A 22,602-nucleotide genomic window follows, 5' to 3' on the forward strand; every position below is an offset into this window, starting at 1 on the left:
GGCCGTACACGAGCGCGATCAACTGTGTCTTGCTCGGCAAGCTGCGCACCCGGAAATCGGCGCCATGCTGCTCGACCAGCCCCTCGAAGCCGGCCCAAGGAACGTGCTTCAGAAGATCGTGGAACACGCTATTCTTGTGCTGCATGGCGTTGCCCTTTGCTGTCCCGAAACGTTGCCAGACGTTCGAGATCCAGCAGAATCAACGCCATGCACCTTGTCCACAAAACTCAACCGGACACTCGTGGGTCAAGCCCGAGGATGACAATAGAGTGGCGGCGCAGCCCCGAATGGTCCTGGGACGAGAACTGCCCTTCGTTCTCGTTTCGTGCTATACAGGCGGAATGACCGCAGACAGGGCATGACGTGGACTGGCGCGACGACGGCATCGTCCTGACCGTCCGCCCGCATGGCGAGACGGCGCTGATCACCGGGCTGCTGACCCGCGAGCACGGCCGCCATCTCGGCATCATCCACGGCCAGCGCCGCCGGGCCGGGCTGCCGCCGGGCACGCTGGTGGCGGCGCAGTGGCGCGGCCGGCTGGCCGACCATCTCGGCACCTTCACGCTGGAGGTCGACCGCACCCCGGCCGCGGCGATCATGGACGAGCCGCTGCGGCTCTTGGCCCTGGTCTCGGCCTGCGCCGTGCTCGACACCGCCCTGGCCGAGCGCCAGCCGCTGCCTGATGTCTTCGACGGCACCCTGGCCTTCCTGGAGACCCTGCCGACGCCGCATTGGGATGCCGCCTATGTCCAGTGGGAGATCGGGCTGCTCGGCGCGCTGGGCTTCGGCCTCGACGTCTCGCGCTGCGCCGTGACCGGCGACAACGACCATCTCGCCTTCATCAGCCCGCGGACGGGCAGGGCGGTCTCGCTCTCCGCCGCCGCGCCCTACCGCGACCGCCTGCTGCCGCTGCCCGGATTCCTGACCGGGCGCGAGCCGGCGACGCCGAAATCGGTGGTCGAGGGGCTGGCCCTGGCCGGGCATTTCGTCGAGCGCCACCTGTTCGCCCAGGCCGGCAAGCCCCAGCCCGAGGCGCGGACGCGATTTGTCGAGGCGTACCGCCGAACTGCGCTTCGATCGGCCGCTGCGATCGGCTAGACTGACGGGGTCATGACCAGCACGCCCTCCAAAGACCCTTCGGCCGAAACCATCCAGCCGGTGCCGCTGCACGAAGCGCTCGGCACCCGCTATCTCAACTACGCGCTGTCGACGATCACGTCGCGGTCGCTGCCGGACCTGCGCGACGGGCTGAAGCCGGTACATCGCCGGCTGCTCTACGCCATGCGCCAGCTGCGCCTGGCCTCGACCACGCCGCCGAAGAAATCGGCCCGCGTGGTCGGCGACGTCATCGGCCAATACCACCCGCATGGCGACAGTTCGATCTACGATGCGCTGGTGCGCATGGCGCAGGATTTCGCCCAGCGCTATCCGCTGGTCGACGGCCAGGGCAATTTCGGCAATATCGACGGCGATAACGCCGCGGCGATGCGGTACACCGAGGCTAGGCTGACCGCCGTGGCCGAGGCGCTGCTGGAGGGCATCGACGAGGACGCGGTCGATTTCCGCGAGACCTATGACGGCGAGGGGCGGGAGCCGGTGGTGCTGCCCGCCGCCTTCCCCAACCTGCTGGCCAATGGCAGCCAGGGCATCGCGGTCGGCATGGCGACCTCGATCCCACCGCACAATGTCGGCGAGATCTGCGACGCACTGCAGCTGCTGATCAAGCGCCCCGCTGCCACGGTCGACGACCTGCTGACCATGGTGGCCGGGCCGGACTTCCCGACGGGCGGCGAGCTGGTCGAATCCGCCGCCGCGATCCGCGAGGCCTACGCCACCGGCCGCGGCGCCTTCCGCGTCCGGGCGCGCTGGGAGATCGAGAAGCTGCCGCTCGGCCTGTTCCAGATCGTGGTCACCGAGATCCCGTACCAGGTGCAGAAGTCGCGGCTGATCGAGAAGCTGGCCGACATCGTCACCGCGAAGAAGCTGTCGACGCTGGAGGATGTGCGCGACGAATCGGCCGAGGATGTCCGCATCATCCTGGTGCCGAAGAGCCGCAACGTCGAAGCTGACATGCTGATGGAGCAGCTGTTCCGGCTGACCGAGCTGGAAACCCGCTTCAGCCTGAACATGAACGTGCTGGACGCCACCAACGTCCCGCGGGTGATGGGGCTGAAGGATGTCTGCCAGGGCTTCCTCGACCACCGCTACGAGGTGCTGGAGCGGCGGACCCGCTACCGCCTCGGCAAGATCGAGCGGCGGCTGGAGATCCTCGGCGGCTACCTGATCGTCTTCCTCGATCTCGACGAGGTGATCCGCATCATCCGCGAGGAGGATGAGCCGCGATCGGCGCTGATGGCGCATTTCAAGCTGACCGAGGTCCAGGCCGATGCCATCCTCGACATGCGGCTGCGGTCCCTGCGCAAGCTCGAGGAGATGGAGATCCGGCGCGAGTTCGACGGGCTGTCGGCCGAGCGCGACGCCGCCGAGGCGCTGCTGGCGGACGAGGGCAAGCGCTGGAAGGCGATCGGCGCCGAGATCGCGCTGATCAAGAAGCGCTTCGGCCCGGACACCGAGCTCGGCCGCCGCCGCACCAAGATCGGCGACCCGCCCTCGGCCGTGGTGGTCTCGCTGGAGCCGCAGATCGAGCGCGAGCCGCTGACCGTGTTCCTGTCGGACAAGGGCTGGATCCGGGCGCTGCGCGGCCACGGCCTGGAACTGGCCGAGATCAAGTACAAGGACGGCGACGGCGAAGGCTTCGTGCTGCAGGCCGAGACCACCGACAAGATCCTGCTGTTCGGCAGCGACGGCCGCTTCCACACCCTGGCGGCCGACAAGCTGCCGCGCGGCCGCGGCTTCGGCGAGCCGGTGCGCATGATGGTCGATCTCGGCAACGACACCGACATCATCGCGCTGCTGGCCCATGTGCCGGGCCGCAAGCTGGTGGTGGCGTCGACCGACGGCCGCGGCTTCGTGGTGCCGGAAAGCGACGTGATCGCCCAGACCCGGGCCGGCAAGCAGGTGCTGAACCTGAACGACGGCGCCAAGGCCGCGGTCTGCCGGCCGGTCACCGGCGACACCGTCGCGGTGGTCGGCACCAACCGGCGCCTGCTGTGCTTCCCGCTGTCCGAGCTGCCGGAGATGGGGCGCGGCAAGGGCGTGACGCTGCAGAAGTACCATGGCGCCGCGCTGTCGGACCTGACCCTGTTCAAGCGCGAGGATGGGCTGAGCTGGCAGATGGGCGGCGGCCGCACCCGGACCGAGCCGGAGATCCCGATCACCGCCCGCGGCCGCAGCGGCAACCTGCCGCCGCGCGGCTTCCCGCAGACCAACAAGTTTTCGTGACCACTGACCGACCCCTCCCGCCTGTCATTGCCCGGCTTGACCGGGCAATCCAGGGGCCGTCGAGAGCCGCTCTGGCCGCCCCTGGATGCCACGGTCGAGCCGTGGCATGACAATCGTTGGAGCGAGGATGCGTAGAATTCAGACAGACAAGACAGCCGGAGCCCCGACATGACCACCCGCACCCTTCCCCTGATGCTGTCCGTCTGGCGCGCCGAGAGCAGTGATGCCGGCCGGGTCCGCGCCGTCGTGCTGGTGCTGCTGGGGTCGGCCCTGATGGCGCTGTCGGCCAAGATCCAGGTGCCGTTCGTGCCGGTGCCGATGACCATGCAGACCGGCGTCGTGCTGCTGCTCGGCGGCGCCTATGGCTGGCGCCTCGGCGGGCTCACCATGCTGGCCTATCTGGCCGAAGGCCTGGCTGGGCTGCCGGTCTTCGCCGGCGTCCTCGCCGGCCCGGCCTATGTGGCGGGGCCGACCGGCGGCTATCTCGTCGGCTTCGTGCTCTCGGCCGCCCTGATGGGCTTGGCGGTGGAGCGCGGCTGGACCCGCGGGCTGCTCGGCATGGCCGCGGCGCTGACCCTGGCCACGCTGGTGCCCTTCGTCACCGGCGTGGCCTGGCTGGCGATGCTGATCGGCCCGGCGGCGGCGATCGCCAACGGCTTCATGCCCTTCATCCCTGCGGCGATCCTGAAGGGCGCGCTGGCCGGGATGCTCCTGGCAACCCTGGGCGGGATCGCCCGCCGGCGCGGGGCCTGAGCGCAAAAGGCGCGGCGGCGCAGAAGCGCCGTTGCGTCACGCGCCTGAGTTTCATTAGATGAGATCGACGCCGCGGCGCGAACCAAACGTCGCGGCGAATCACCGATCCACGGTCAATCGTTGCGAAACAGGGGGAGAATCCGAGACATGAAGCGGCGGAATTTCATCGCGACCGCGGGCGTCGGCCTGGCGGCCGTGCCGTTGGCAGCGCCGGCGATCGCGCAGGAGCGGCCCGAGATCAAGTGGCGCCTGGCCTCCAGCTTCCCCAAATCGCTCGACACCATCTATGGCGGCGCCGAAGTCATGTCGAAGACGCTGTCGGACCTGACCGACGGCAAGTTCCAGATCCAGGTGTTCCCGTCGGGTGAGCTGGTGCCGGGCCTGCAGGCCCTGGACGCGGCGCAGAACGGCACGGTCGAGGCGGCCCACACCGTCGCCTACTACTATGTCGGCAAGGACCCGACCTTCGCCATCGGCTCGTCGATCCCGTTCGGCCTGAACGCCCGCCAGCAGAACGCCTGGCTGTACCATGGCGGCGGCAACGACCTGCTGAACACCTTCTTCGCCAATTACGGCGTGGTCGGCTTCCCCGGCGGCAACACCGGCACCCAGATGGGCGGCTGGTTCCGCAACGAGGTCAAGTCGCTGGCCGACCTCAAGGGCCTGAAGATGCGCATCGCCGGCCTGGCCGGCAAGGTGGTCGAGCGCATCGGCGTGGTGCCGCAGCAGATCGCCGGCGGCGACATCTACCCGGCGCTGGAGCGGGGCACGATCGACGCGACCGAATGGGTCGGGCCCTATGACGACGAGAAGCTGGGCTTCTACCAGGTCGCCAAGTTCTACTACTACCCCGCCTTCTGGGAAGGCGGCCCGACCGTGCATTTCCTGTTCAACAAGGAGAAGCACGAGGCGTTGCCCGACGCCTACAAGAAGGCGCTGGCCGTGGCCACCGAGATCGCCAACTTCAACATGCTGGCGCTGTACGACGTGAAGAACATCACGGCGATCCGCAGCCTGGTCGGCAAGGGCGTGCAGTTGAAGCCGCTGCCCCGCGACGTGCTCGACGCCGCCTATGTCGAATCGTTCAAGCTCTACGACGAGCTTTCGGCCTCGAACGCCAACTGGAAGGCGATCTACGAGCCGTGGAAGCAGTTCCGCACCGAGGCCTATCAGTGGTTCCGGGTCGCGGAATACACCTATGACAGCTACGTCTACGCCCAGCAGGCCGCCGGCAAGTAGCGGGCTGCCCTGAACCGACCGGGCCGGTCCTCTTTCGGGGGCCGGCCCTTTTCTTTGCTCACTTGAAGCTGGGCGCGGGCAGGGGATCGCCGGGCTGCGCCGCCGGGGCGGGCGGTTGGCTGCCAGGGGCGGGGGCGCCGAAATCCGGGGGCGGCGGCGTGCCGAAATCGGGCGTCGCCGGGGCGCCGAACGGGTTGCTGTCGCCGGCCCCGGGCATCGGCACGTTGATGTTGATGCTGTTCGGATCGACATCGATCCGGCCCGATTTGTAGTGGGTCACCAACCCGGGGAAGCCGATCACGATCGCGACCATCACGATCTGGATCAGGACGAAGGGGATCGCGCCGAGATAGATCTGCCCGGTGGTCACCGGCGCGATCGTCCTTCCGGTGATCTTGTCCCGGTAAGCCCGGGTCGGTGCCACCGAGCGCAGGTAGAACAGCGAGAAGCCGAAGGGCGGGTGCATGAAGGACGTCTGCATGTTGACCGCCAGCAGCACGCCGAACCAGACCAGGTCGATTCCAAGGCTGCTCGCCACCGGCGCCAGCAGCGGCACGATGATGAAGGCCAGCTCGAAATAGTCGAGGAAGAAGGCCAGCACGAAGACGATGATGTTGGCGATGACCAGGAAGCCGATGACGCCGCCTGGCACCGAGGTCAGCAGGTGCTCGACCCAGACATGGCCGTTGACGCCGTAGAAGGTCAGCGAGAAGACGCGGGCGCCGAGCAGGATGAAGATGACGAAGGCGGTGAGCTTGGTGGTAGTGTCCAGCGCCTGCTTGACCATGGTCAGGTTGAGCCGCCGGTTGATCGCGGCCAGGATCAGCGATCCGGCCGCACCCATGGCGCCGCCCTCGGTCGGCGTGGCGATGCCGAGGAAGATGGTGCCGAGCACCAGGAAAATCAGCACCAGCGGCGGCACCAGGGAGGTCACCACCTTGGCCGCAAGGGCCAAGCCCCGCAGCGATCGCGCCTCCAGCGGCAGGGCGGGGGCGGTCTTCGGCCGGATGAACGTCATCAGCAGGACATACAGGGTGTAGAGACCGGTCAGGATCAGCCCGGGCAGCACCGCACCTTCGTACATGTCGCCGACCGAGCGGCCGAGCTGGTCGGCCATGATGATCAGGACCAGGCTGGGCGGGATGATCTGCGCCAGCGTGCCGGAGGCGGCGATGACGCCGGCGGCCAGCGACCGGTCGTAGCCGTAGCGCATCATGATCGGCAGCGAGATCAGCCCCATCGAGATCACCGAGGCGGCGACCACGCCGGTGGTGGCGGCCAGCAGGGCGCCGACGAAGATCACGGCATAGGCCAGGCCGCCGCGCACCGGACCGAACAGCTGGCCGATGGTGTCGAGCAGGTCCTCCGCCATGCCGCTGCGTTCGAGGATCAGTCCCATGAAGGTGAAGAAGGGGACGGCCAGCAGCGTCTCGTTCGACATCTGGCCGAAGAACCGGTCCGGGATCGCCCCGAACAGGCTGACCGGCAGCAGGCCCAGTTCGATGCCGAGCAGGCCGTAGCCGAAGCCGACCGCGGCGAGGGAGAAGGCCACGGGGTAACCGAGCAGCAGCACGATCACCAGCGAGGCGAACATGATCGGCGCCATGTTCTCGATCAGGAACTGCGTCATGCGGACGGACCTTCAGATTCGGGTGGCCGGCTCAAAGGGGGTCGGCTTCGTGGCCGTGCGCTTCGACGATGTCGGGGATCCGGCCCGACAGGATGGCGATCCGCTTGACGAGTTCCGATAGGCCCTGCAGCCCCAGCAGCAGGAAGCCGGCCGGGATCAGGGCCCAGACCGGCCAGAGAATCAGGCCGTTGGCGTTGCCGGAGATTTCGCCGCTGACGTATTTGTCGACCATCACCGGCCAGGACAGCAGGATGGTGATGATGCAGAAGGGCAGCAGGAAGACGACGGTGCCGAACACCTCGATCCAGAGCTGGGCGCGACGCGGCCAGCGGGCGTAGAGGATGTCGACCTTGACGTGCTCGCCCTTCAGCAGCGTGTAGCCGGCGGCCAGCAGGAACACGGCGGAGAAGAGGTACCATTGCAGCTCCAGCCAGGCGTTGGAACTGATCGAGAAGGATTTGCGCAGGATGGCGTTGCCGGTGCTCACCAGCACGGCGACGAGGACGAGCCAGGACACCGATCGTCCGATCCAGCCGTTGACAGCGTCGATGACGCGGCTGGCACCCAGCAAAGCCCCCATGGTTCCCCCTGTTTCCTTGTTCTGCTTCGGCACTGCAGATTGGATCGGTTCAATCGTCTCCGAATTCGCTATCGCGAAATATCAGCTTTCGGGGACGAGACCAACCTTCGATCGACCGCAAAGCGCGGCCGCGCCCGGGAAAGGGGGGCTTCGCCGGGGGAGGCGGATATCGGTGAACGGCTCAGCCTTCGATCTCGAGCGGCATCCAGCCGTTGTCGGTCAGGGATTCCAGCGGCTGGAAGCGGGCCTTGTAGGCCATCTTCTGGCTCTGCTCGATCCAGTAGCCGAGATAGACATGGTCGAGGCCGCGCAGCCGGGCCTCCTCCACCAGCGCCAGGATGACGTAGGTGCCCAGGCTGCGCTGCGGCACGTCGGGGTCGTAGAAGCTGTAGACCGCCGACAGCCCGTCCTCCAGCACGTCGACCAGCGCCGCGGCCCGCAGCTCGCCCTTGGCGTCGCGGAACTCGATCAGGGCGGCGCTGCCGCTGCCCTCCTCGATCATGCTGCCGTAATCGGCCCGCGACATCCGCGCCATGTCGCTGTCGCCGTGGCGGTGCCGCTGGTAGCGCAGGAACAGCGCGAACTGCTCGTCGGTGCCGACCGGCAGGGCCGAGCGGCGGCCGAGGTCGAGATTGGCGGCCCAGGCCCGGCGCATGCTGCGGCCGGGCACGAAGCGCGCCACCGGGATGCGCACCGGGACGCAGGCGCGGCAGCCGGGACAGACCGGCCGGTAGACGATGTCGTGGCTGCGCCGGAACCCGGCCTGGGACAGGGTGGTGTTGAGCGCACGCGCGTCGCCGCCGTTGAGACGGGTGAACAGCTTGCGTTCGACACGGCCGGCGATATAGGGGCAGGGCAGCGGGCCTGACCGGTAGAAATGCTGCAGACGACCGAGCGTGCCGTCGATGACGGACATCAAAGGCTCCTGGGTCGAGGCACCAACCTCATAGACCCATACTGGATCACAGTGCGGGACCGGCAGCAAGCGACTCGGAGCCGCGCGATGAATCCGGCCGGCGCTAGCCGCGGCCGATGACAAATGCGGGCTAGGCCCCGACGTCGCCCAGCAGCTTGGCCGGATAGCCCTCCGCCGTCAGCTTGGCGATGATGACCTCGACATGGGCGCGGTCGCGGGTCTCGACCACCACGTCGATGTCGGCCCGCTTCACCGGGATCTGGAAGAACAGGCGCTGGTGGTAGGTCTCGATGATGTTGCCGCCGATCGCGCCGATGATGCCGGCGATGCGGCTGAGCACGCCGGGGGAATCCTCGATCTCGATGCGCAGCCGCGCGATCTGGCCGTTGCGCACCAGGCCGCGCATCAGGATCGAGGCCAGGATGCGCGGATCGATGTTGCCGCCGCAGACCACCACGCCGACCCGCCGCCCGGCAAAGCGCTCTGGGTTGGCCAGGATGCCGGCGATGCCGGCCGCCCCGGCGCCCTCGGCCACCAGCTTCTGCTGGGTCAGCAGCATGTGCACGCCGTGCTCCAGCACCGTCTCCTCGACCGTGACGATGTCGTCGACCAGCTCGGCGATGATCTGGCGGGTCAGCACGCCCGGGCTCTTGACCGCGATGCCCTCGGCGATGGTGGCGCCGCCGTAGATGCCGGTGCGGCCGGCGACGGCGTCGCTCATCGAGGCGTAGAGCGCGGCCTCGACCCCGGTGATGCGCACCGACGGCCGGATCGACCGGGCGGCGATGGCGATGCCGGAGATCAGCCCGCCGCCGCCGATCGGCACCACGATGTCGTCGAGATCGGGCACGTCGGCCAGCATCTCCAGCCCGGCGGTGCCCTGGCCGGCGACGATGTGGGGGTCGTCATAGGGGTGGATCAGGGTCAGCCCCTCCTCGTCCACCAGCTTGCGGGCATGCCCCATGCTGTCGTCCAGGGTCTGGCCGACCAGCACCACGCGCGCGCCATAGCCCTCGGTCTTCGCCACCTTGGTGAAGGGGGTGAAGGTCGGCATGACGATGGTGGAGGGGATGCCCAGGCGGGTGGCGTGGTAGGCCACGCCCTGGGCATGGTTGCCGGCCGACATGGCGACGACGCCGCGCTTGCGCTCCGCCTTGCCGAGCGACCGCAGCTTGTTGTAGGCGCCGCGGTCCTTGAACGACCCGGTGCGCTGCAGCGTCTCCAGCTTCAGGAAGATCTCGCAGCCCAGGATGCCGGACAGCTGCGGCGCCGCGATGGTCGGGGTGCGCGCGACCTGGCCCTCGAGCGCGGCGGCGGCGGCGTGGATGTCGTCGATGGTGACCGGCAGCATGGCGGACTCCGATGGTCCTGGTCTGAAGCCTCAGGGGGGCGGCTGCAGGGTGGTGAGTGATTCCCCCGCGGCAGCGAGATCAGCCTCGTTACCGGACAACGTCAAGCTGCGTCCGTCTCGCCAATCCGCGACCAGGTCCCCCCAATGTGGCGACAGCGGGTTGCCGGACTGGCCGGTGGCGATCATGAAACGCGACCGCGCGCGGTCGGCGAGGTCGTAGACGGCGCGGTAGCCGGCGCCGTGGGTGTGGGCGTAGGGGGTGACGGGATCGTCGATGGTGGTGGCGCCGCGGTTGAGGGTATAGGGGCCGCCATCCGTCGGCGTTGCCAGCGAGATCAGGCCGCCGACCACCGGCACGCGCGACAGCACCTGGTCGGCCAGGGGCGCGACATGCTCGTCACCCCAACGCCAGGCGGCGATGTCGGCGCCGTGGCGCTTGGTCAGGGCGTCCAGCGCCTCGCCCAGGGTGCGCTGCAGCAGCGCCTGGCAATCCGCCGGGGGAGGGGACGCCGCGGCGTCGCCGCACCAGGACGGGTCGCGGGTCAGGATGGTCTTCAGCACCGTCGGGTGCAGCCCGAAATAGTCCTGGGCGAGCGGGCCGAGCGGCAGGTCGAACACGGCGTGGGCGAAGCGGCGCAGCCATTCCATGTACAAGAGCGGCTCCGGCTTGCTCCGGTCCATGTGCATGTCCCAGCCGCGCAGCCGGGCCAGCGCCGCCGCCATGCGGCCGTTCACCGGCTCGATCCCGGTCATCAGCGGCAGCAGGTCCTGGGCCTCCAGGGTCAGCGTGTCGGCCTGCATCGCCCGGGAGCGGTCGACCGTGACCGGCCCGTCCGCGCCCAGCATCTCGACGATGCGGCGGGCGCGGTAGGGTTCGTCGTAGCCCGAGCCGATGTAGTGGGGGTAGTCCGGCCCGACCACGGTGTTGTTGGCGTTGGCGACGAAGCCGGCCGGCGGGTTCAGCGCCTGGGGCAGGTCTTCGAACGGGATGGTGCCGGTCCAGTCCTGGGCGCCGGAGGCGCCGTCGCCGGGCAACTCGCCCTTGCCGGAGCGGCGGACCGGGATCGCGCCGGGGGTCAGGAAGCCGATGTTGCCGCCGTCATCGGCATAGACCACATTCTGGATCGGGGCACGCCAGAACCGCATCGTGGCCAGGAAGTCCTGCCAGTTGCCGGCCCGGTTCAGGCCGTACAGCGCCTGCGCCGAGGTGTCGCCGGGCGCCAGCGCGGTGAAGGCCAGGGCGGCGACCTTGCCGCTGCCGGCCAGCTTGTCCATGTCGGGGTCGAGGTCCGACAGCACCGGCCCGTGCCGGGTGCTGCGGATGGTCATCGTCACCGGATCGCCGCCGGAGACGGCGATGGTCTCGGTCCGGATGTCGAAGGCGGCGCTGCCGTTGGGGGTGAGGTAGCGGGCCGGGTCCTTGGGATCGACGGTCTCGAGGAACAGGTCCTGGACGTCGGCGCCGGTGGTGGTGAAGCCCCAGGCGATGTGGCGGTTCTGGCCGAGGATGGTCAGCGGCACCCCGGCGACGGTGGCGCCGGCCACCGACAGGGTCGGGGTCTCGATCCGGGCGAGGTACCACAGGATCGGGGCGCTCAGCCCCAGATGGGGGTCGTTGGCCAGGATCGGGGCGCCGGTGCCGGTGCGGCCGGGGCCGACCACCCATTCGTTGGAGGCGGTGCGGGGGCCCAGCGGCGGCGGCAGCGCCGCGGCCAGCCCGGCCAGCATCGGCACGGCCTGGTCGAGGGCGGCGAGGGTGGTGGGCGTCAGGGCGCCGAGGTCGGGGAACAGGGTGGCGGTGCGCTCCGGCCCCAGCCGCTCGATCATGCGGGTGCGCTGGATCTCGTCGACATAGTTGCCGGAGAGCTGCAGCGCCATCAGCTTGCTCCAGACCAGCGTGTCGGCCGGGCGCCAGGGCGCGGGCCGGGTGCGCAGCAGGTAGAATTGCGGCGGCAGGGCGCCGTCATGGCCGTCGATCCAGGCGTTGACCCCGGCGGCGTAGCGGCCGAAGGCGGCCTGGGTCTCGGGCGACAGGCTGGCGACATCGGCCTCGGCGAGGCGGTAGAGGCCGAGGGTGCGCATCAGCCGGTCGAGCTTCAGCGTCGCCGGGCCGACCACCTCGGACAGGCGCCCGGCGCCGATCCGGCGCTGCAGTTCCATCTGCCACAGCCGGTCCTGGGCGTGCAGGTAGCCGAGGGCGAAATAGGCGTCGCCGTCGGTCTGGGCGAAGATGGTCGGGATGCCGTGGGCATCGCGGTAGACCCGGACCGGGGCGGACAGGCCGTCGAGCGCGATGGTGCCCGATTCCGCCGGCACCCCGGTGCGCAGCCACCAGAACCCGCCGCCGACGAGCCCCGCGAGCAACAGAAGAAGACAGGCCAGCGCCACCGCGCCGCGACGGACCCATTTCATCGACAGCCTCTCCACGCAGCGCGGTATCGGCTGCGCCCAGGGCCGTTATAGGGGGCTTTCCGGCGCCGGGCGAGGCAGGCGGTGTCGCATCGGCCGGACTTAATTTTGATGAAATTCTGGGCGAAGCTCCGTCCGGGCTGGGCAATCCGCCGGGGCTGCCTAGATCATGAGTCCGATGCGGTGCTCGGCCGTCGCCCGGTGGAAAGAGGTCCATGGAAGTCTTCGCCGACGCCCTCGCGATGGTCACCGCGCTTCGCCCCGAGGAGCCGGTCTACTGCCTGCGCCCCAAGGTCCTGAAGGACGCTGCGGCGCAGTTCGTGCAGGCCTTCCCGGGCACGGTGATGTACGCGGTCAAATGCAACGACCACCCCGAGGTCCTGGCCGGGCTGCAGGCCGGCGGCCTGACCGATTTCGACGTGGCATCACTGAGCGAGATCGAGGCCGCGGCTGCGCTGCCGGGCGCGCGGTCGCACTACATGCATCCGGTCAAGAACCGGCAGGCGGTGACCCTGGCCTATCACCGCTTCGGCATCCGCACCTTCGCCCTCGACCATGAGGAGGAGCTGGCCAAGATCCTGGCCGTGACCGGGGAGGCCCGCGACCTGACCCTGGTGCTGCGGGTGGACATGCCGCGCTTCGATTCGGTCTGCGACCTCACCGGCAAGTTCGGGGCGGAGGCGGCGGCCGCGCCGGGGCTGCTGCGCCGCATCGCCGCCAGCGGCAACCGGGCCGGCCTGACCTTCCATGTCGGCTCGCAATGCCTGGATCCGGGCGCCTATGAGAGCGCGCTGGCGATCTGCGGCGGCATCCTGGCCGAGGCCGCGGTGCCGGTCCCGGTGATCGATGTCGGCGGCGGCTTTCCCACCGCCTATGTCGGCACCGAGCCGCCGCCGCTGGCCGCCTATGTCGCCGCGATCCAGGCCGGGGCCGCCCGGCTGCCGGCTGACCCCGGGCGCGCGCTGTTCTGCGAGCCCGGCCGGGCGCTGGTGGCCGAAGCCTGCTCGCTGGTGGTGAAGGTCGAGTTCCGCCGCGGCCATCGCCTCTATCTCAACGACGGCGCCTATGGCAGCTTGGCCGACATGAAGCTGTTCGGCACGGTCTACCCCGTCCGCCTGCTGCGTCCCGGCGGAGCCGGACGCAGGATGGCGACCTTTTCCCTGTTCGGTCCCACCTGCGACAGCTACGACAGCCTGCCCGGCGGGTCGTCGCTGCCGGAGGATGTGCGCGAGGGCGACTGGATCGAGTTCGGCCAGATCGGCGCCTATTCCAACGTGCTGCAGACCCGCTTCAACGGCTTCGAGGCGCGCCGCTTCGTCGCCGTGGCCGACGACGCCCTGCGCCCCGTCAGCGCCCGGGCCGCCTGATGGAGTCTCCTGAGATGAACCCGGTCGAGCAGCGTTACCTCGGGCTCGGCATCGGCGGCTTCCATCGCCTGGCCTATGTCGAATGGGGCACGGACCGGACGCGGCCGCCGGTGCTGTGCGTCCATGGCCTGACCCGCAACGGCCGGGACTTCGACGCGCTCGCCGCCGAACTGGCGGGGGTTGGGCGGCGGGTGGTGTGCCCCGACGTCGCCGGCCGCGGCCGCAGCGACCGGCTGGCCAACCCGGCGCTCTACGGCTACCCGCAATATCTCGGCGACGCCGCGGCGCTGATCGCCCGGCTCGACGCGCCCGTGGTCGACTGGGTCGGCACCTCGATGGGCGGGCTGATCGGCATGATGCTGGCGGCCCAGCCCAACACGCCGATCCGGCGGCTGGTGCTGAACGATGTCGGGCCCTTCATTCCCAAGGCGGCGCTGGAGCGGATCGGCAGCTATGTCGGGCTCGACCCGGTGTTCGCCGACCTGGCGGCGCTGGAGGCGCATCTGCGCCGGGTCCACGCCCCCTTCGGCCCGCTGAGCGACGGCCAATGGGCCCATCTGGCGCGGCACAGCGCCTGGCCCCGGCCGGATGGGACGCTGGGCCTGGCCTATGATCCCGGCATCGCCGCGGCCTTCACCGGCGCGCTGTCGGATGTCGATCTCTGGGCGCTGTGGGGCCAGATCCGCTGTCCCATCCTGGTGGTCCGCGGCGCCGAGTCCGACCTGCTAACGGCGGAGACCGCCGCGCGCATGGCGGCGCGGCCGGACACCACGCTGCTGACCGTCGAAGGCTGCGGCCACGCCCCGGCGCTGATGGCGCCGGAGCAGATCGCGCCGATCCGGGACTGGCTGGCCGCCTAGCGGCTCAGCCGATCAGCTGGGCGGCGTCGACCGCGCCATAGGTCAAGACGCCGGCGGCGCCGGCGCGCTTGAAGGCGGTCAGCACCTCGAGCAGCGCCTTGGGATAGTCCAGCCAGCCGTTCTGCGCCGCGGCCCGCAGCATCGCGTATTCGCCGCTGACCTGGTAGGCGAAGGTCGGCACGCCGAAGCCGTCGCGCACCCGGCGGATGATGTCGAGATAGGGCAGCCCCGGCTTGACCATCACCATGTCGGCGCCCTCGCGCAGGTCGAGCTCGACCTCGCGCAGCGCCTCGTCGCTGTTGGCCGAATCCATCTGGTAGGTCTTCTTGTCGCCGACCAGAACGCCGGTGGACCCGACCGCGTCGCGGAACGGGCCGTAGAAGGCCGAGGCGTACTTCGCCGAATAGGCCATGATCTTGACGTCCTGGCGCCCGGTGCCGTCCAGCGCCGCGCGGACGGCGCCGATGCGGCCGTCCATCATGTCCGACGGCGCGACGATGTCGGCCCCGGCCGCGGCCTGGACCAGCGCCTGGCGGACCAGGATCTCGACGGTCTCGTCGTTCAGCACGCGGCCGTCGCGCAGCACGCCGTCATGGCCGTGGCTGGTGAAAGGATCGAGTGCGACGTCGACCATGATGCCGAGATCCGGCACCGCGGCCTTGATCGCGGCGGTGGCGCGGCAGACCAGGTTGCCCTCGCGGCAGGCCTCGGCCCCGTCCTCGCTGCGCAGGGCGCGGTCGATCATCGGGAAGATCGCCACGGCGGGGATGCCCAGGTCGCGGGCGCGGCGGCAGGCCTCGACGGCGCTGGCGAGATCCAGGCGGTCGACCCCCGGCAGCGATTCGACCGGCTGCCGCTGGTCGCCTTCGACCACGAAGATCGGCCAGATCAGGTCGCCGGGCCCCAGCCGGGTCTCCGCCACCAGTTCGCGGATCCAGCCGTCGCTGCGCAGGCGGCGGGGCCGCGTCGTCGGGAAGGCACCGGGGAAGGGCAGGCGGGACATCGCGGCACTCAAAGGCTACCATGCAGTGGCGCGCACTCTAGGCCGAGGCCCCGGCCGGAAACAACCTGGTGCGACGGCTTGGCGTGCGCGATCGTTCCGGCACAGGAAACGATCCTTGCAAGGGAAGGGTTGATAACTTGATCTCGGCGGGTCAAAAATGTTCTTTGACACAACCGGATGCACCGATCTGCCGCGAATTCGGCCCGAATGCGTTGCAAATTGCAGTGAAACAGGGTCGAACTCTCTAGGCTTTCGTTCTGGATGATTTTGTCTAAAGTGGCTTTAAGAGTGGTGGAACGGCGATCTAGATAGTACAAGACGCCAGTAGGTCGGAGGTCTGAATGCATCATCCCTATTACCGCATGACTGCGCTGATAGAGCGGCTCCATCGCTGCTTTCTGGATGTGGTAAAGGTGGAGCTGGACCGCTTTGGCGTCCAAGACATCAACAACGTCCAAAGTCTGATTCTGTATAATATCGGCATGGATGAGCTGACCATCGGCGAACTGACGGCCCGCGGCTACTATCTCGGGTCGAATGTCTCGTACAACGTCAAGAAGATGGTCGAGAACGGTTATTTGGCGCAGGAGCGGTCGCAACACGACCGGCGCTCCACCCGGGTGCGGCTGACCAGCAAGGGCCAGGCGCTGCGGACCAAGCTGGAGGCCATGTTCGGCCGCCAGGCGGATGCGCTTGATAATACGGGGCTGCGCGGCGGCGACGTCGAGACTCTGAACGCCACGCTGCGGCGGCTCGAAGGCTTCTGGTCGGGCAACCTCGCCTATGCCTCGGACCAGCCGGTCACCAGCGCCGCCTGAACCACATCCGTCAAGACAAGAAAAAGGCGCGCCGGTCAGGCGCGCCTTTTTCGTTTCCAGCGGGTCTCAAGCCTCAGAAGGCCGCGATTCCGGTCTGGGCCCGGCCCAGGATCAGGGCGTGCACGTCATGCGTGCCCTCATAGGTGTTGACCGCCTCCAGGTTCATCACATGGCGGATGACGTTGAACTCATCGGCGATGCCGTTGCCGCCGAGCATGTCGCGCGCCGTCCGGGCGATGTCGAGCGACTTGCCGCAGTTGTTGCGCTTCATCAGGCTGATCGCCTCCGGCGCCGCCTTGCCCTGGTCCTTCAGCTCGCCCAGCCGGTGCACCGCGATCAGGCCGAGGGTGATCTCGGTCTGCATGTCGGCGAGCTTCTTCTGGATCAGCTGGGTGCCGGCCAGCGGCTTGCCGAACATCTTGCGGTCCAGCGTGTACTGCCGGGCGGTGTGCCAGCAGAACTCGGCCGCGCCGATGGCGCCCCAGGCGATGCCGTAGCGGGCGTTGTTGAGGCAGCCGAACGGGCCCTTCAGCCCCTTGACGTTGGGCAGCAGGTTCTCGGTCGGGACGAAGACCTCGTCCATCACGATCTCGCCGGTGGTCGAGGCGCGCAGCGAGAACTTGCCCTCGATCTTGGGCGAGGACAGGCCCTTCATGCCGCGCTCGAGCACGAAGCCACGGATCTCGCCCGAATCATCCTTGGCCCAGACCACGAAGACGTCGGCGATCGGCGAATTGGTGATCCACATCTTGGCGCCGGACAGGCTGTAGCCGCCGGCCACGGTGCGCGCCCGGGTCTTCATCGACCCCGGATCGGACCCGGCGTCGGGCTCGGTCAGCCCGAAGCAGCCGACGATCTCGCCGGTGGCCAGGCGCGGCAGGTACTTCTGGCGCTGCTCCTCGGTGCCGTAGGCCCAGATCGGGTGCATCACCAGGCTGGACTGCACCGACATGGCCGACCGGTAGCCGCTGTCGACGCGCTCGACCTCGCGCGCGATCAGTCCGTAGCAGATCGAGTTCACGCCGGCGCAGCCATAGCCGTCGATGGTCGAGCCGAGGAAGCCGAGCTCGCCCATCTCGGTCATGATCTCGCGGTGGAAGATCTCGTGCCGGTTGGCCTCGAGCACGCGCGGCTGCAGCTTGTCCTGGCAATAGGCGCGCGCCGCGTCGCGCACCATGCGCTCCTCTTCGGTCAGAAGCTCTTCGAGAAGGAGCGGATCCTCCCATTGGAAGGCGGCGCGGCCGGCGCCATACGCCGGCTTTTCGGGCGCGGCCGCAGCGGAGGAGGCAGTCATGACGTACTCCGAACTATCAGAAAATCGGAGCCGCATATGAGCACAGGGGCCGGGGGGCCGCCAGCTTTGTGCCGCTTCCCCCCGGATCCCGGCCGGAGTCGATCAGCCGCGCTTGGTCTTGGCCGACCCGGTGCGCGCCCGCCCCAGGCCGATCTTCTTGGCGAAGGCGGAGCGCTGTTCCGCATAGTTCGGCGCCACCATCGGGTAGTCCGGCGGCAGGCCCCATTTGGTGCGGTAATCCTCGGGCGACAGGCCGTAAGTCGTCCGCAGGTGCCGCTTCAGCATCTTCAGTTTCTTGCCGTCCTCCAGGCAGACGATGTAGTCCGGCTGGATCGACCGCTTCACCGGCACCGCCGGCTTCGCCAGGGCCGGCACCGCCGCCGCCATCGGCGCAGTGCCCACGCTCCGCAGCGCATCGTGGATCGCATGGATCACGGCGCCGAGCTGGTCGCTGGGAACCGCGTTGCGCGAAATATAGGACGTCACGATTTGGGCAGTCATCTGCACCAGTTCGTGGTTGTTGTGCCCGTCCGTGTTTGCCGCGTCCTCCATTGTTCAATTCCTTTTCTTTGTGTCGTCAACAGCGACAACGAGGTCGCATCTGATATCGCGTATGTCAACGTGAATGCGAAAATAAGATCTATTCTACAACCCTAGGCTGCAATGCGAATTTGCCGCGGGTTGCAAGGTCTAAGATTGAGCCATGTTCCGGCTCACCCTCCAACGCAAAATATGCGAAGGTCGCCTGCATCCCGATCCGACCAGAAAATCCAATGACCGACGCCACGAACACTGTCGCCATCGCCGCCGATCACGCCGGCTATACCCTCAAGGACCAGCTCAAGCCGGTGATCGAGGCCCACGGCCTGACCGTGCTGGACCTCGGCACCAACGGGCCCGATCGGGTCGACTATCCCGATTTCGGCCATGCCGTCGCCGTGGCCATCCGCACCGGCCGGGCCACGCGGGGCCTGGTGGTCTGCGGCACCGGCATCGGCATTTCGATCGCGACCAACCGCCATCGCGGCGTTCGCGCGGCGCTTTGCCACGACGTCACCACCGCCCGGCTGTCCCGCCAGCACAACGATGCGAACGTGCTGGCCCTCGGCGCCCGAATCATCGGCTTCGAGACCGCCCAGGACTGCCTTGCCGTGTTCCTGTCCACCGCTTACGACGGCGGACGGCACGGTGACCGCATCGCCAAGATCGACGTGCCCACAGCCTGACCAGGATGATCCGCCCATGAGCTCCCTCGACACCGCCGCCAAGTCGTCCACGGGCGACTCCCTGTTCACTGCCCGCCTGGCGGACACCGACCCGGCGGTGATGCAGAGCATCCGCGACGAGCTGAAGCGCCAGCAGTCGCAGATCGAGCTGATCGCCAGCGAGAACATCGTGTCCCGCGCGGTGCTCGACGCCCAGGGCTCGGTCCTGACCAACAAGTATGCCGAGGGCTATCCCAACCGCCGCTACTACGGCGGCTGCGAGTTCGTCGACGTCGCCGAGACGCTGGCGATCGAGCGCGCCTGCAAGCTGTTCGACTGCGCCTTCGCCAACGTCCAGCCGCATTCCGGCGCCCAGGCCAACCAGGCGGTGTTCTTCGCCCTGCTGCAGCCGGGCGACACCATCCTGGGCATGTCGCTGGCCGCCGGCGGCCACCTGACCCATGGCGCCGCCCCGAACCAGTCGGGCAAGTGGTTCAACGCGGTGCAGTACGGCGTCCGGCGCGAGGACGCCCGGATCGACTATGACGAGCTGCAGCGCCTGGCCACCGAGCACAAGCCGAAGCTGATCGTCGCCGGCGGCTCGGCCTATCCGCGGGTGCTCGACTTCCCGCGCTTCCGCCAGATCGCGGATTCGGTCGGCGCCTACCTCATGGTCGACATGGCGCATTTCGCCGGCCTGGTCGCCGGCGGCGTGCATCCCAGCCCGCTGCCGCACGCCCACATCGTCACCACCACCACCCACAAGACCCTGCGCGGGCCGCGCGGCGGCATGGTGCTGACCAACGACCTCGACATCGGCAAGAAGATCAACTCGGCCGTGTTCCCCGGCCTGCAGGGCGGCCCGCTGATGCATGTCATCGCCGCCAAGGCGGTGGCCTTCGGCGAGGCGCTGCGGCCGGAGTTCAAGCTCTACGCCAAGGCGGTGGTCGAGAACGCCAAGCTGCTGGCCGAGACCGTGCGCGCCGGCGGCCTCGACATCGTCTCGGGCGGCACCGACACGCATCTGATGCTGGTCGACCTGCGGCCGAAGAAGCTGACCGGCAAGGCCGCCGAGGCCAGCCTCGAGCATGCCGGCATGACCTGCAACAAGAACGGCGTGCCGTTCGACCCGGAGAAGCCGACCATCACCTCCGGCGTGCGCCTGGGCAGCCCGGCGGCGACCTCGCGCGGCTTCGGCCTGGCCGAGTTCCGCCAGATCGGCGAGATGGCGGTCGAGGTGCTGGACGGGCTGGCGGCGAACCCGGACGACAATTCGAAGGTCGAAAAGGCGGTCCGCGCCCGGGTCGAGGCGCTGTGCGCCCGGTTCCCGATCTACCAGGGTCTCTGAGGCCCCGCACTCTTACTGTCATCCCGAGGATCCAGGGGCACCAAGAGCCGCTCTGGCCGCCCCTGGATGCCACGGTCGAGCCGTGGCATGACGAATGAAGGAGGAGCGGGGCGATCTTGCCCGCCTTCCTCAACCGATAGATTGTGGTTCGCCCACAACGGATGGTATCCATTCGCTGTGGGCGAAACCATTTCCGGGGGGAGCGATGCGCTGTCCATTCTGTGGCCACGACGACACCCAGGTGAAGGATTCGCGCCCCACCGAGGACAATTCCGCGATCCGCCGCCGCCGCTTCTGCCCGGCCTGCGGCGCCCGCTTCACCACCTTCGAACGGATCCAGCTGCGCGAGCTGACGGTGATCAAGTCGGGCGGCCAGCGCGAGCCCTTCGACCGCGAGAAGCTGCTGCGCTCGATGCGCATCGCCCTGCGCAAGCGCGACATCGACATCGAGCGGCTGGAGCGCATCGTCAACTCCCTGGTCCGCCAGCTCGAAAGCTCGGGCGAGAGCGAGATTCCGTCCAAGTCGATCGGCGAGATGGTGATGAAGGCGCTCAGCGGCGTCGATAAGGTCGCCTATATCCGCTACGCCTCGGTCTACCGCGACTTCCAGGAACCTGGCGCCTTCAGCGATTTTGTCGATCAACTGCGCGGCGAGCGACCCTGACCGGCGCCGGACTTGGTGTGGTTTCGCTGGAAACCACAGCGTTGTCGTCATAGGGTGCCGGCCATGTTCAGCGGCATCATCACCGATGTGGGGCGCGTCGCGGCGATCGAGCGGCGAGGCGACACCCGCTACATCATCGAAACCGGCTTCGACACCGCCACGATCGAGATCGGCGCGTCGGTCGCGCACAACGGCGTCTGCCTGACCGTGATCGAGACCGGGCCTGGCCGCTTCGCGGTCGAGGCTTCGGGCGAGACCCTGTCGCGCACCACCCTGGGCGACTGGTCGGTCGGCACCGAGATCAACCTCGAACGCTCGCTCAAGCTCGGCGACGAGATCGGCGGCCATCTGGTGTACGGTCATGTCGACGGCGTCGGCACCATCGTCGACCGCCGGCCGGAGGGCGACAGCGTGCGCTTCACCATCGAGGCCCCGGCCGCGCTGGCGGACTACATCGCCTCGAAGGGCTCGGTCGCGATCGAAGGCGTCTCGCTGACGGTCAACGAGGTCGAGGACACGCCTTCGGGCACCTGCCGTTTCGGCGTCAACATCATACCTCACACGCAGTCATGCACGACATTTCGAAGCTTAAGCACGGCTCACCGCGTGAACTTGGAGATCGACATGCTGGCGCGGTACACGGCGCGCCTGCTGCGCGGTCGCAAGACAGCCGGCTGACCACAGAGGACCAGGCGCTTCTCTCGCCGATCGACGAGATCATCGAGGAGGCGCGCCAGGGCCGCATGTTCATCCTCGTCGACGACGAGGACCGCGAGAACGAGGGCGACCTCGTGATCCCGGCGCAGATGGCGGATGCCGAGGCGGTCAACTTCATGGCGCGCTACGGCCGCGGCCTGATCTGCCTGGCCATGGAGCACCAGCGCATCGCCGAGCTCGGCCTGCCGCTGATGACCCGCAGCAACGCCTCGCGGCACCAGACCGCCTTCACCGTCTCGATCGAGGCGCGCGAGGGCGTGACCACCGGCATCTCGGCCGCCGACCGGGCCCGCACCATCGCGGTCGCGATCGACCCCGCCTGCGGCCCGGCCGACGTCGCCACGCCGGGCCACGTCTTCCCGCTGGTGGCGCGCGACGGCGGCGTGCTGGAGCGCACCGGCCACACCGAGGCGGCGGTCGACATCTCGCGCCTGGCCGGGCTGTATCCGGCCGGGGTGATCTGCGAGATCATGAACGACGACGGCAGCATGGCCCGGCTGCCGGACCTGGTGAAGTTCGCCCAGTTCCACAACCTCAAGATCGGGACCATCGCCGACCTGATCGCCTATCGCCGCTGCCAGGAATCGCTGGTCCAGCGCAAGCTGGAGACCACGATCCAGAGCCGCTTCGGCGGCGACTGGAAGATGCTGGTCTACGTCAACACCGCGCGCTACGCCGAGCATGTCGCGCTGGTGAAGGGCGATGTCGCCGGCGACGACCCGGTGCTGGTCCGCATGCATGCGCTGAACGTGCTGGACGATGTGCTCGGCGACGTCCATGGCGACAGCGCCGGCATGCTGCACGGCGCGATGGAGGCGATCGGCCAGGCAGGCAGGGGCATCGTGGTGCTGATCCGCGAGCCGCAGCCCGACAGCCTGAGCGAGCGCCTCAAGCGCCGGCTCGAAGGCACGCCGTCGAAGGAGAGCGGGCACGAGCTGCGCGACTACGGCGTCGGCGCCCAGATCCTGATCGACCTCGGTGTCAGCAACCTGATCCTGCTGTCCAACCACCCGCGCACCATCATCGGCATCGACGGCTATGGCCTGACTGTGGTTGAACAGCGCGCTATTGCCGGCACCGCGGGGGCCGGCCCCCAGGAGAACTGA

Annotated in this window: 21 protein-coding genes; 12 read left to right on the top strand and 9 right to left on the bottom strand. The window is 68.6% G+C overall.

Going from position 1 to position 22,602, the window contains the following annotated elements; all coding sequences use genetic code 11:
* Positions 1–145, bottom strand: a 145-nt coding sequence (locus AB4112_RS13000) for a DUF4372 domain-containing protein (RefSeq protein WP_441720506.1), incomplete at its 3' end; no start/stop codon positions are given.
* A gap of 218 nt (positions 146–363) precedes the next feature.
* Between AB4112_RS13000 and recO the strand changes: the two genes are divergently transcribed.
* From recO to AB4112_RS13020, 4 genes are all read left to right on the top strand, one after another.
* A complete protein-coding gene (gene recO / locus AB4112_RS13005; protein WP_441720163.1) occupies positions 364–1,098 on the top strand; it encodes a DNA repair protein RecO in 735 nt (244 codons plus the stop codon).
* 12 nt (positions 1,099–1,110) lie between these two features.
* Entirely contained in the window at positions 1,111–3,342 is a 2,232-nt protein-coding gene (gene parC, locus AB4112_RS13010) for a DNA topoisomerase IV subunit A (protein ID WP_441720166.1), read from the top strand.
* A gap of 168 nt (positions 3,343–3,510) precedes the next feature.
* Positions 3,511–4,095, top strand: coding sequence for a biotin transporter BioY (locus AB4112_RS13015; RefSeq protein ID WP_309796217.1), 585 nt, complete (start codon positions 3,511–3,513; stop codon positions 4,093–4,095).
* 147 nt (positions 4,096–4,242) lie between these two features.
* Entirely contained in the window at positions 4,243–5,334 is a 1,092-nt protein-coding gene (locus AB4112_RS13020) for a TRAP transporter substrate-binding protein (protein WP_309796219.1), read from the top strand.
* A gap of 58 nt (positions 5,335–5,392) precedes the next feature.
* On the opposite strand, the gene AB4112_RS13025 is transcribed toward AB4112_RS13020, so the two are convergent.
* From AB4112_RS13025 to AB4112_RS13045, 5 genes are all read right to left on the bottom strand, one after another.
* A complete protein-coding gene (locus AB4112_RS13025) occupies positions 5,393–6,964 on the bottom strand; it encodes a TRAP transporter large permease (protein WP_309796221.1) in 1,572 nt (523 codons plus the stop codon).
* A gap of 31 nt (positions 6,965–6,995) precedes the next feature.
* Positions 6,996–7,544: a TRAP transporter small permease subunit gene (locus AB4112_RS13030; protein ID WP_309796222.1), complete on the bottom strand. Its 549-nt coding sequence runs from the start codon at positions 7,542–7,544 to the stop codon at positions 6,996–6,998.
* 181 nt (positions 7,545–7,725) lie between these two features.
* Positions 7,726–8,460, bottom strand: coding sequence for an arginyltransferase (locus AB4112_RS13035; RefSeq protein ID WP_309796224.1), 735 nt, complete (start codon positions 8,458–8,460; stop codon positions 7,726–7,728).
* A 130-nt stretch (positions 8,461–8,590) separates the two neighbouring features.
* Positions 8,591–9,811 (bottom strand): threonine ammonia-lyase, encoded by a 1,221-nt coding sequence (locus tag AB4112_RS13040; RefSeq protein ID WP_309796226.1) that lies wholly within the window; start codon positions 9,809–9,811, stop codon positions 8,591–8,593.
* Between the two features lie 30 nt (positions 9,812–9,841).
* Positions 9,842–12,223 (bottom strand): penicillin acylase family protein, encoded by a 2,382-nt coding sequence (locus AB4112_RS13045; RefSeq protein ID WP_309796228.1) that lies wholly within the window; start codon positions 12,221–12,223, stop codon positions 9,842–9,844.
* 212 nt (positions 12,224–12,435) lie between these two features.
* On the opposite strand from AB4112_RS13045, the gene AB4112_RS13050 reads away from it, so the two are divergent.
* Complete coding sequence (locus AB4112_RS13050) at positions 12,436–13,587, top strand: type III PLP-dependent enzyme (protein ID WP_309796230.1); 1,152 nt, start codon at positions 12,436–12,438, stop codon at positions 13,585–13,587.
* Positions 13,588–13,601: 14 nt separating this feature from the next.
* The gene (locus tag AB4112_RS13055) at positions 13,602–14,447 is read left to right on the top strand and encodes an alpha/beta fold hydrolase (protein ID WP_309796232.1); all 846 of its coding nucleotides are present in this window, start codon (positions 13,602–13,604) and stop codon (positions 14,445–14,447) included.
* 4 nt (positions 14,448–14,451) lie between these two features.
* On the opposite strand, the gene hemB is transcribed toward AB4112_RS13055, so the two are convergent.
* The gene (gene hemB, locus AB4112_RS13060) at positions 14,452–15,450 is read right to left on the bottom strand and encodes a porphobilinogen synthase (RefSeq protein ID WP_309796234.1); all 999 of its coding nucleotides are present in this window, start codon (positions 15,448–15,450) and stop codon (positions 14,452–14,454) included.
* Positions 15,451–15,791: 341 nt separating this feature from the next.
* Between hemB and AB4112_RS13065 the strand changes: the two genes are divergently transcribed.
* On the top strand, positions 15,792–16,268 hold the full coding sequence (locus AB4112_RS13065) for a MarR family winged helix-turn-helix transcriptional regulator (protein ID WP_309796236.1): 477 nt from the start codon (positions 15,792–15,794) through the stop codon (positions 16,266–16,268).
* A gap of 73 nt (positions 16,269–16,341) precedes the next feature.
* Here AB4112_RS13065 and AB4112_RS13070 read toward each other — a convergent pair whose 3' ends face one another.
* Together AB4112_RS13070 and AB4112_RS13075 are read right to left on the bottom strand one after the other, a co-directional pair.
* A complete protein-coding gene (locus AB4112_RS13070) occupies positions 16,342–17,562 on the bottom strand; it encodes an acyl-CoA dehydrogenase (protein WP_309796238.1) in 1,221 nt (406 codons plus the stop codon).
* 102 nt (positions 17,563–17,664) lie between these two features.
* Positions 17,665–18,063: a MucR family transcriptional regulator gene (locus tag AB4112_RS13075; RefSeq protein ID WP_309796239.1), complete on the bottom strand. Its 399-nt coding sequence runs from the start codon at positions 18,061–18,063 to the stop codon at positions 17,665–17,667.
* A 272-nt stretch (positions 18,064–18,335) separates the two neighbouring features.
* On the opposite strand from AB4112_RS13075, the gene rpiB reads away from it, so the two are divergent.
* From rpiB to ribB, 5 genes are all read left to right on the top strand, one after another.
* Entirely contained in the window at positions 18,336–18,788 is a 453-nt protein-coding gene (rpiB, locus tag AB4112_RS13080; protein ID WP_309796241.1) for a ribose 5-phosphate isomerase B, read from the top strand.
* A gap of 16 nt (positions 18,789–18,804) precedes the next feature.
* Positions 18,805–20,115 carry a serine hydroxymethyltransferase gene (gene glyA / locus AB4112_RS13085; RefSeq protein ID WP_309796243.1) on the top strand — a complete coding sequence of 437 codons (1,311 nt, stop codon included), beginning with the start codon at positions 18,805–18,807 and terminating at the stop codon, positions 20,113–20,115.
* Between the two features lie 205 nt (positions 20,116–20,320).
* Positions 20,321–20,779: a transcriptional regulator NrdR gene (gene nrdR / locus AB4112_RS13090; RefSeq protein ID WP_309796245.1), complete on the top strand. Its 459-nt coding sequence runs from the start codon at positions 20,321–20,323 to the stop codon at positions 20,777–20,779.
* A 63-nt stretch (positions 20,780–20,842) separates the two neighbouring features.
* Complete coding sequence (locus AB4112_RS13095; protein WP_309796247.1) at positions 20,843–21,457, top strand: riboflavin synthase; 615 nt, start codon at positions 20,843–20,845, stop codon at positions 21,455–21,457.
* The gene (ribB, locus tag AB4112_RS13100; RefSeq protein ID WP_309796600.1) at positions 21,454–22,602 is read left to right on the top strand and encodes a 3,4-dihydroxy-2-butanone-4-phosphate synthase; all 1,149 of its coding nucleotides are present in this window, start codon (positions 21,454–21,456) and stop codon (positions 22,600–22,602) included. Before AB4112_RS13095 ends, ribB begins: the two co-directional genes overlap by 4 nt.

Source organism: Inquilinus sp. 2KB_23, assembly GCF_052115705.1.
In the GTDB taxonomy this organism is placed as follows: Bacteria; Pseudomonadota; Alphaproteobacteria; order DSM-16000; family Inquilinaceae; genus Inquilinus; species Inquilinus ginsengisoli_A.